This window comes from Viscerimonas tarda, assembly GCF_054601255.1.
In genome coordinates this window covers 86,646-96,454 of the sequence record NZ_BAAHWV010000015.1, presented here as the reverse complement: position 1 = coordinate 96,454, position 9,809 = coordinate 86,646, and the positions used below count along the sequence as shown (strand labels likewise).

The 9,809-nt window shown below is 43.3% G+C and carries 8 protein-coding genes; 3 read left to right on the top strand and 5 right to left on the bottom strand.

Features of this window, described 5'->3' with window-relative positions:
* Positions 1 to 122 precede the first annotated feature (122 nt).
* The 5 genes from ACYPWY_RS08595 to ACYPWY_RS08575 all read right to left on the bottom strand — a co-directional run bounded on the left by ACYPWY_RS08595 (position 123) and on the right by ACYPWY_RS08575 (position 5,002).
* Positions 123 to 1,106: an acyltransferase family protein gene (locus tag ACYPWY_RS08595; protein WP_459685111.1), complete on the bottom strand. Its 984-nt coding sequence runs from the start codon at positions 1,104 to 1,106 to the stop codon at positions 123 to 125.
* A 22-nt stretch (positions 1,107 to 1,128) separates the two neighbouring features.
* The gene (locus ACYPWY_RS08590; RefSeq protein WP_459685110.1) at positions 1,129 to 1,698 is read right to left on the bottom strand and encodes an anthranilate synthase component II; all 570 of its coding nucleotides are present in this window, start codon (positions 1,696 to 1,698) and stop codon (positions 1,129 to 1,131) included.
* Between the two features lie 5 nt (positions 1,699 to 1,703).
* Entirely contained in the window at positions 1,704 to 3,110 is a 1,407-nt protein-coding gene (locus ACYPWY_RS08585; RefSeq protein WP_459685109.1) for an anthranilate synthase component I family protein, read from the bottom strand.
* A 119-nt stretch (positions 3,111 to 3,229) separates the two neighbouring features.
* On the bottom strand, positions 3,230 to 4,411 hold the full coding sequence (gene trpB / locus ACYPWY_RS08580) for a tryptophan synthase subunit beta (RefSeq protein ID WP_459685108.1): 1,182 nt from the start codon (positions 4,409 to 4,411) through the stop codon (positions 3,230 to 3,232).
* Between the two features lie 330 nt (positions 4,412 to 4,741).
* Entirely contained in the window at positions 4,742 to 5,002 is a 261-nt protein-coding gene (locus tag ACYPWY_RS08575) for a hypothetical protein (protein ID WP_459685107.1), read from the bottom strand.
* A gap of 353 nt (positions 5,003 to 5,355) precedes the next feature.
* Here ACYPWY_RS08575 and crcB point away from each other — a divergent pair, with 353 nt between their 5' ends.
* The 3 genes from crcB to trmD all read left to right on the top strand — a co-directional run bounded on the left by crcB (position 5,356) and on the right by trmD (position 9,738).
* Complete coding sequence (gene crcB, locus ACYPWY_RS08570; protein ID WP_459685106.1) at positions 5,356 to 5,730, top strand: fluoride efflux transporter CrcB; 375 nt, start codon at positions 5,356 to 5,358, stop codon at positions 5,728 to 5,730.
* Positions 5,731 to 6,057: 327 nt separating this feature from the next.
* On the top strand, positions 6,058 to 8,976 hold the full coding sequence (secDF, locus tag ACYPWY_RS08565) for a protein translocase subunit SecDF (RefSeq protein ID WP_459685105.1): 2,919 nt from the start codon (positions 6,058 to 6,060) through the stop codon (positions 8,974 to 8,976).
* Between the two features lie 87 nt (positions 8,977 to 9,063).
* Complete coding sequence (gene trmD, locus ACYPWY_RS08560) at positions 9,064 to 9,738, top strand: tRNA (guanosine(37)-N1)-methyltransferase TrmD (RefSeq protein ID WP_459685104.1); 675 nt, start codon at positions 9,064 to 9,066, stop codon at positions 9,736 to 9,738.
* The last annotated feature ends 71 nt before the right edge of the window (positions 9,739 to 9,809 follow it).

Below are 9,809 nucleotides of genomic sequence, written 5' to 3'. Positions count from 1 at the left end.
TTGCCCTCGCTGGGCAACTGTTAATTCCAGTTTCTTTATCTTTCCCATTCCTAATTGTATATACCATACTAGAACGGAAAGACAAACTAAATATTTTATACAAACTAATTATGAACACTTACTTAAGAGCTAAAGTTTTCGACAATAATATATTTTATAAATGTGGCATGAAGTAAATACAAAGAATACGAAATCAGACTTGTATAGCTAAAAAAACGATAGACAAAGCCATCACCTTTTTTTATCGACGATAGATAGGGCAGCGCCAATAGCACTATAATTGGGACTATACTGTGTTGTATGTCGCTAACAATTGTGTGTACTACGGCTGATGGGCCGGAAGCGCTACAATACCCAAACAATGCTTGGGCAACAAAGAGTATGGCAGCTATTATTAGTCCTGTTTTTATATATTTATTCCAAAAATCACTGTAGTAGTGGATGAGGTATGCCCCCAATACACCATACATAAGACTATCGAGCCGCATAACTACTTGATGATAATCTAACGGAATGCCATAGTATATTCTATATAATCGTAGCAGATTGGTCGATAAGATTATTATAACGACAGTTAAGGCAATAGCTGTTTTGGCCTTAAAGCGGAACAATCTATGCAAAATAAATAGGCTAACAGGAACTATTAAGTAAAACCACTCCTCAACACATAAACTCCACGATTCTAAAAAAAATCCATAATGAGGTGTTCGGAAATTTTGTAGAAAACCGAAGTAACTGAGTAGTTGTGAGGTTGTCAGGTTACTTGGTTTTAAACCCAGATTGAAGGCGTAAACAACAACCAATAACAATATCAGGACAAAATAATAGGGTGGCAAAGTCCTTAGCCATCTGTTTATCCAAAACTTGGTTAATGATTTAATTGTAAATTTTTCATTATCAATTGTTTTTATTAAGATCCCACCTATCAAAAAACCGCTGAGAACAAAAAATATAGTAACACCATCCCGGGTAAATATATCAAAAACAGGCTCTATGTCTTTCCATTCTAAATAACTGTAAGTATGCCCCAATAAAACACACAGAATGGCTATAGACCTCAGTATGTCCAGTCCGTATATTCGTTTTGATAAATCAGTCCTTAGCATAAATAATGAATTTGTTTTCTGCTTATTGATGGTTTAAAAAATTATTAACGATTGTAGCTCCATCGGCGGTTAATACCGATTCGGGATGAAACTGAACTCCGTGTACATCGTACTCTTTATGAGAGATGGACATTATTTGCCCCGAAGCATCTACTGCCGTAACCCGAAAGCAACCGGGCAAGTCCTTTGAATCGACAATCCACGAATGATAACGTCCGGCTTCTATTGTACCGGCCAGGTTATCAAACAGATAGGAGGGGTTTATAATGTTGATTTTACTCGATACGCCGTGGTAAACATCTTCGAGGTTGATAAGTTTGGCTCCCATGGCTTCGCCTATTGCCTGATGTCCCAAGCAAACGCCCAAGATAGGTTTGCAGGGTGCATATTTTTTTATAACATCCAGCAATAAACCCGCTTCGGACGGAATGCCCGGCCCCGGAGACAGGATTATCTTATCGTACTTTTCGATGTCTTCCAGCGCTATCTTGTCGTTCCTATATACGTCCACATCGTTGTAGCCCAAGGCTTTGACAAGATGCACCAGGTTGTAAGTAAACGAATCGTAATTGTCTAATATCAGTATTTTCATAATTTTTATTTGCTTATTGTTTCAGCCATATCTACGGCCTTTTTCAAAGCGCCCAGTTTATTTTTCACTTCCATCACTTCTGTTTCGGGATTCGATTTGGAGACAATTCCTCCTCCTGCCTGATAGTAAAGCGTATTGTTTTTGCTCAGGAATGTACGGATTGTAATAGCCTGGTTCAAATCGCCATTGAATCCGATGTAGCCGATGCAGCCGCCATATACGCCGCGCATCATTTTTTCGATGTCGCGAATGAGTTGCATGGCGCGTATTTTGGGTGCGCCCGACAAGGTGCCTGCCGGAAATGTGTCGGCAAATAAGTCAATGTTGTTCACTCCCTCGTTTACAATTCCGCTTACGCGCGAAACCAAATGGATGACATGCGAATAGAACTGCACATTTTTGTAAAATTCAACCTTCACATCGTGGCAGTTGCGGCTTAAATCGTTGCGCGCCAAATCAACCAGCATCACGTGCTCGGCATTTTCCTTTTCGTCTTTCAGCAGGTTTTCCGATAAAATACGGTCTTTTTCGTCGTCTCCTGTTCGGAAATAGGTGCCGGCTATTGGGTCGATATACGCTTTTCCTTTTATCACCTTGCAATGTGTTTCGGGCGATGAGCCGAATACGCGAAACGAGCCAAAATCGAAGAAAAACAGGTAGGGGGAAGGATTTATGGAACGCAGGGCGCGATACACATTAAATTCGTCGCCCTTGAATTGCTGGGTGAAGCAGCGCGAAAGAACTATCTGGAATACATCGCCCCGCTTGCAATGGGCGATGCCTTTTTTTATCATCTCGATATGTTCTTCGTCGCTCACGAAAGAGGCTTCGGTTCCAATGGCTTCAAACGAATAGGTCGCCACATTGTTGTTGTTGAGAACGGAGATTAAATCGTCCATCTTTGAGCTGTCGCCGTCGAGAACGTTTTCTACAATGGTCAATTCGTTTTTGATGTGGTTGACGATGATAATGAAGCGGTAGAGATTGTAATAAAATTCGGGAATATCTGCATTCCCCAGTTTGTTATTGACGGGGTCAACATCCTCAAAATACTGTATGCCATCGTACGAAGTATAGCCGAAAAAGCCATTAATGCCTTCGGGGTTATCGCCTTTCACCTCAAAATCGTAGATGAATTGCTGGAACTCTTTTGTCAGCCTGGCCGAATCTTTTAGCTGGTACTCTTCTGTTTTTTCATCGGGGTACTGTTTGGTTATAAGCCCCTTAGAAACTTTAAAACGGGCTATTGGGTCTAAGCCGATAAACGAAAAGCTATTTTCTCCCGCATGGTAATCGGAACTTTCCAACAATGCCGATTCGGGATATAAATCCCTTATTTTCAAGTAAATTCCGACAGGCGTCTGTAAGTCTGCCAGCAATTTTTCTGTTTTGGTTTGAATTTTGTATTTCATATCATTATAATTATTAATAACAGCCTCTCCAATCTCCCAGCCCCCTAAATCCCCCGCAGGGGGACTTTAATAGCCTCCCCTACGGGGAGGTTTGGAGGGGCTGAGGCTTTTAAAGTCGATTAGGGGGCTACTTTTATATACGTTTCCATATCCTTATCGCCTCGTCCCGAGAGGCAGATGACCAGCACGTCTTCTTTCTTGAATTTCTTCTTGCCAAGCACGCCCAATGCGTGTGCCGATTCAATGGCCGGAATAATTCCCTCCAGGGCTGTCAGTTCAAAGGCTGCTGCTATCGCTTCGTCGTCGTCAATGGCCAGCACTTCGCTGCGCCCTGTTTTTGCCAGGTGTGCGTGCATGGGGCCAATACCCGGGTAATCGAGCCCTGCCGAAATGGAGTAAGGCTCCTCTATTTGTCCGTCTTCCGACTGCATAATCAGTGTTTTGCTGCCGTGTATGATACCCAACCGTCCCAGATGGATGGTGGCTGCCGATTCGCCCGAATCAACGCCTTTTCCACCGGCTTCGGCCAGAATTATCTTCACGTCCGGTTCGTCCAGGTAGTGGTAAATTGTTCCTGCGGCATTGCTGCCACCGCCCACGCAGGCAATAAGGTAATCGGGATTTTCGCGTCCTTCTTTTTCCAGCAGCTGCCAACGGATTTCTTCGCTGATTATGGCTTGCAGGCGTGCCACCATATCGGGGTAGGGATGCGGCCCAACGGTGGAGCCTATAATATAATGCGTATCCGCCGGGTTGCAACACCAGTCGCGGATGGCTTCGTTGGTGGCATCTTTCAGGGTCATATTTCCGCTGGTAACGGGCACCACTGTTGCTCCCAGCATCTCCATTTTCTGTACATTCAGTTTCTGGCGTTCTACATCGGTTGCTCCCATGTAAACAACACATTCCAGGTTCATCAGTGCGCAGACTGTTGCGGTGGCCACGCCGTGTTGTCCGGCGCCTGTTTCGGCAATGATGCGGGTTTTTCCCATGCGTTGCGCCAGCAATATCTGGCCTATTGTGTTGTTTATTTTATGAGCGCCTGTGTGGTTGAGGTCTTCGCGTTTCAGGTAAATCCTGCAACCGTATTTTTCCGATAATCTTTTTGCCGGATACAATGGCGAAGGCCGACCTGCATAATCGCGAAGCAAATCGCGATACTCTTTCTGAAACGAAGGGTCGTTCAATATTGCCAGATAGGCGTTTTTTAGATTTTCGACATTGTCGTAAAGAATTTCGGGGATGTAAGCGCCTCCAAATTCTCCATAAAATCCGTTAGAATCAACTGCAAATTTTTTCATTATATTACTTTAATCGTATTCTCAAAAGAAAAGCCTACCGTGAGAACGATAGGCTTTTTATATTCTAAAAATCAGTTTCATTTTATTACATACCTAATGCCGACTCACGATTGTTGAAATTGTAAGCGCCACCACCAATATGTGTTTATGAACTGAGTCATTATTTTTTCTTTTTATGTTTGCAAAATTATAAAAAAAATAGAACATGCAAATTATTTTTACTGTTTTTTTTCAGTTTTCCTGCTTCCGGGGCATAAAAAAACAGAACCGGCTACAAAGAGCCGGTTCTGTCCTCCATTTTACACACTTCATTATAAAAACTAAAACCACTTAAAAACCTATTTGTCTTTTCACAAAATTTAGAGCCTCGTCTTCCGAGTCAAAGTACCAGATTCCGCCAAACTCTACAGGGAACGTGTCGCTGGAAAATATCTCCAATTTCTCATCCTCCTCCAACTGAGCTTTTTCGCGGGTAGATATTCTAATCTGCCTGTTGAACGAATAAATTTTATTAAATATCCTTATCGACAACTTCTTAGGGTCAACACGATACAAAATCCGATTCTTCCGAAGATTCATTCTTGTTTTCATGGCTATTTTTCCTTTAAAAAGAAACTTAAATGCTATTGGCTCCTTTCTGTTATTAAAACAAAAGTAAACAGGAAATAGTTGTCTATGAATGCGGTTTTTACAAATCGTTAACGAAACTTCAAAAAGGTTCAAGGTTTCAAGTTCAACCATTAAACGCGCCACGTCTCTACTGAAAGGTTGTGCAATGCACGGGGTTGGGGTCGCGTCCGGGGGATTGCGGGACTGAGCCCGCAAATGGCAGTGTTTTTGTCGCTTTGCGCCAATTAGCACATTGCATCCTCATTATTCCCATTAGCATGTTGGCAATTTGCCACATTATTCATACATTTGGGGTCTTATTACTAAGGAGTATTATGATAAAGCAAATTCTTATTGTGGGTCTTGGCGGTGGTGCGGGTAGTATTTTACGCTACTTGACCTCGGTATTGACGGCCAGATATTATTGGGGAAACTTTCCGCTGGCAACCTTGGGAGTTAATCTGCTGGGCTGTTTCCTTATCGGGCTGTTCACCGGCTTGTTGACTTCCCAGCTCCCAATTAGTCCGAACATGAAGTTGCTGCTTGTAACCGGTTTCTGTGGCGGATATACCACATTTTCGACCTTTGCGCTCGAAAACTTAACCCTTTTTCAAAACAATTGCCCGTTGATGGCCATATTATACACGGCAATCAGCATAATCGGGGGTATTTTTGCCGTTTGGGCGGGAATTTCCCTGATTAACGGGTAACGAAGTTCAACGTTCAATGTAGGGGCGAAATATTTTTCGCCCGATTGCACAATATTTGTGTATTGGGCGAATAATGATTCGCTCCTGCAAGTTCCATTATTCTCATTTGCGAATTACTTTTTCACATTTCATTCAAATATATTCCGGCATTTTTTCGATTAAAAAGATAAAAAGATTATATTTGCAGGCTCGTAGGTGCGTGTAAGCACATAAATGCATGTGGATTTGAACCATAACTCAAATCTGCTTCTTTGTGTTAATCATGCTAATCGACTGAGAATTAATCAAATAAATAAACAATAATTATAAATTAAGTAAAATCTAAAAATGCAAAACAAGGGATTTGTAAAGATTTTTGCCGTTGCTTTAACGTTGGTTTGTTGTTTTTACCTGTCGTTTACTTTTGTAACCCGACACTACGAAAGCACAGCCAAAGAATATGCAAATGGTAATCTTGAACTGGAAAGTCAGTATTTAGACTCATTGGCAACCGAAAGAGTATGGTTGGGCTATACATTAAAAGAGTGCCGTGAAAAAGAAATCGGGCTTGGATTAGACCTCAAAGGCGGTATGAATGTTATCTTGGAAATAGATGCAGCAGCTGTAATCCGTACTTTAGGAAATGAAGACGACCAACAGTTTATTACCGCTTTGCAACAAGCATCGAACGAAAATCTTAAAGGTAGTAATAAAGACTATATCACTCTTTTCATCGAAAAGTATCAGGCTAACAATCCTTCCGGTAAACTGGCTTCTGTTTTCAGTTCAAAACTGAGAGACCAGATTAACCCGAATGATGACAATGCCAAAGTAAGGTCAGTTCTTAACAAGGAATTGCAAAGTGTGGCCGATGCTTCGTTTGAAGTACTGCGCACACGTATCGACCGTTTCGGGGTCGTTGCTCCCAATATTCAGAAATTGGAGCGCGCCGAACGTATATTAATCGAGCTTCCGGGTATTAAAGAACCCGAACGTGTGAAAAAACTCTTGCAAGGTAGCGCAAACCTTGAGTTTTGGAAAACATACAGCAGTCAGGATATACAACAATATTTGTCCGACATCAACCAAAAAACCGTTGAGGTTTTGGCTGCAACAAATAAAATCGACTCGGTAACTACAGTAACCGACACAACAGGCATCGAACAAGTTGCTGTTGAAGAAGTTGGCGCTCATCCCTACCGGAAGGCGTTTGTGGAATATTTCGCTACTCCTCAACAATTTAAGGTTCAGGAAGAGTATTATAGAAGTATCGGTGGAGCGGCTATTGCTCTCGTTCACAGCAACGATACAGCAACCGTAAACTACATCCTGAACAGGTACAAGGATGTTTATCCGAGCGATCTGAAATTTAGATGGGGTTTCAAAGCCGTTGACTCGAAAGAATTCTTCTACCAATTGTATGCCTTGCGTGGCGACGGTACTAAAAAAGGTCCTGCGCTCGACGGAGAAGTAGTTGTTTCGGCCAAAGCCGACCAAACACAAAAAGGCTCGGCCTGGGGTGTAAGTATGCAGATGAACCCGGCCGGAACCAAGAGATGGGCAACCATCACAGGCTCCGAAGTGGGCAAAGCGATTGCAATTGTTTTGGACGGGTACGTGTATTCCGCACCAAACGTGAATGATAAAATCGAAGGCGGTAGCTCGCAAATCACAGGAAGCTTTACGGTGGATGAAGCAAAAGACTTGGAAAACGTGCTGAAGTCGGGTAAAATGAAAGCCGGCGTTCGTATCGTTCAGGAAGATATAGTAGGGCCTTCGTTGGGACAAGAAGCGATTAATGCAGGCTTGATTTCGTTTATCATTGCCTTGATTTTGTTGATGGCTTATATGTGTCTCATCTACGGCTTTATATCCGGTATGATTGCCAATGGCGCCTTGCTCCTCAACTTGTTCTTTACGGCGGGCGCTCTGGCTTCGTTTGGAGCCGTAATGACTTTGCCCGGTATTGCCGGTCTTGTGTTAACCCTCGGTATGGCTGTGGATGCCAACGTGCTTATTTACGAACGAACACGGGAGGAATTGCGTGCCGGTAAAGCCGTCAGGGCTGCCGTGATGGATGGTTATAAACACGCATTCTCGGCTATCTTCGACTCCAATCTTACCACTATTATTATTGCCAGTATCCTTATCTATTTCGGTACAGGCCCAATACAAGGATTTGCCATCACATTGATGATTGGTATTATTGCCTCGTTCTTTACAGCCGTGTTCATGACACGTGTTGTATACGAATATGCATTCTCGAAAGGTAAATTGCTTAATCTTCCTTTCTGCACGCCAATCAGCAAAAACTTGTTGCTTGGCACCAAGATTAATTTCCTTGGTATGCGAAAGGGCGCTTATATGCTTTCGGCTGCGATAATAGTAGCCGGTATAGTATCTTTGTTTACACTCGGGCTGAATACCGGTATCGACTTTACCGGAGGACGCAATTATGTTGTACGGTTTGATGCACCGGTAAATACTACCGACATCGAGCAAGCATTGGTTACCGAATTTGAAGGTTCAACCGTGCGCGTCATAACTATTGGCTCGAGCAATCAGGTGCGTATCACTACAAACTACAAGATTGCAGACAATGGCGATAATGTAGAACAGGAAATTACGGACAAGTTTGATGTTGCTCTGAAAGATTACATAAAGGAAGGAACATCTATCAACAGTTATGTACAAAGTTCGCAAAAAGTAGGGCCTAGCGTTGCCGAAGATATGATAACCAGCGCTTTCTGGGTTGTTATTGCCGCCCTGTTAAGCATGTCCCTGTACATTTTAATCCGGTTCCGCGATATAGCGTTCTCAATAGGTACGTTTGCTTCGGTAGCACATGATGCCATACTCGTTATATTCTTCTATTCATTCCTCCACAAGATTATGCCGTTCTCGATGGAAGTTGACCAGACCTTTATTGCTGCGATACTGACGGTTATCGGGTACTCTATCAATGATACGGTGGTTATCTTCGACCGTGTTCGCGAATACAGACATCTGTATCCGAAACGCGACTCGCTTACCACAATGAATGAAGCCTTGAATACAACCATCACCCGTACCCTTAATACAACACTCACTACCTTAGTGGTGGTATTGTGTATTTTCATCTTGGGTGGCGATACAATCCGCAGCTTCACCTTTGCCTTGTTCATTGGCGTAATTATCGGTACTTATTCATCGTTGTTCGTTGCTGCTCCTGTGGCATACGAAATACTGGAAAGAGAAGAAAAGAAGAAAAAAGCAAAAGAAGCCTGAAATTAAGGCATGTAGCTATAAAGAAAGAGGTTGCCTGAACAGCAGCCTCTTTTAGTTTTGGGCAGTTTCTAAAAAAATTACCAACTAATGAGAATTGATATAATATCCGTATTGCCACAAATGATTGAGGGAGCAGTCAATTGCTCCATACTGAAAAGGGCGCAGGATAAAGGCCTGGCAGAGATATACATCCACAATCTCCGCGACTACACCACCGACAAGCATCGCCGCGTGGATGATTATCCGTTTGGCGGCGAGGCCGGTATGGTGATGCAGATTGAACCGGTCGATAACGTCATCTCCTTCCTGAAGAGCCAACGGCGCTATGACGAGGTTATTTTCACCAGCCCCGATGGAGAGCAATTCAACCAGAAAATGGCCAATACCATGTCGTCGCTCAATAACATAATCATCCTCTGCGGCCACTACAAAGGCATTGATTACCGCATACGCGAACACCTGATAACCAAAGAAATATCCATCGGCGACTTTGTGCTTACCGGTGGCGAGCTGGTGGCCGCCATGATAGCCGATGCCATCGTGCGCGTTATTCCGGGCGCTATTGGCGACGAACAATCGGCCTTGTCCGATTCTTTTCAGGATAACCTGCTGGCTCCGCCCGTATATACCCGCCCATCGGAATACAAAGGCTGGACAGTACCCGAAATCCTGTTGTCGGGGCATCAGCAAAAAATAGATGAATGGAAACTGAACGAAGCCATCGAACGAACAAAAAGATTGCGACCGGATTTGCTGGGGTAATTTCCAAATGTGCTGATGTGTTGATGTGTTGATGTGCTGATGTGAATAATGTAGGGGCGTGGCGTGCCTCG

What these genes read in the sequence shown, in the direction of transcription:
- ACYPWY_RS08595 (WP_459685111.1), bottom strand. Translation starts at nt 1,106, where the DNA reads ATGCTAAGGACTGATTTATCAAAACGAATATACGGACTGGACATACTG.
- ACYPWY_RS08590 (WP_459685110.1), bottom strand. Translation starts at nt 1,698, where the DNA reads ATGAAAATACTGATATTAGACAATTACGATTCGTTTACTTACAACCTG.
- ACYPWY_RS08585 (WP_459685109.1), bottom strand. Translation starts at nt 3,110, where the DNA reads ATGAAATACAAAATTCAAACCAAAACAGAAAAATTGCTGGCAGACTTA.
- trpB (WP_459685108.1), bottom strand. Translation starts at nt 4,411, where the DNA reads ATGAAAAAATTTGCAGTTGATTCTAACGGATTTTATGGAGAATTTGGA.
- ACYPWY_RS08575 (WP_459685107.1), bottom strand. Translation starts at nt 5,002, where the DNA reads ATGAAAACAAGAATGAATCTTCGGAAGAATCGGATTTTGTATCGTGTT.
- crcB (WP_459685106.1), top strand. Translation starts at nt 5,356, where the DNA reads ATGATAAAGCAAATTCTTATTGTGGGTCTTGGCGGTGGTGCGGGTAGT.
- secDF (WP_459685105.1), top strand. Translation starts at nt 6,058, where the DNA reads ATGCAAAACAAGGGATTTGTAAAGATTTTTGCCGTTGCTTTAACGTTG.
- trmD (WP_459685104.1), top strand. Translation starts at nt 9,064, where the DNA reads ATGAGAATTGATATAATATCCGTATTGCCACAAATGATTGAGGGAGCA.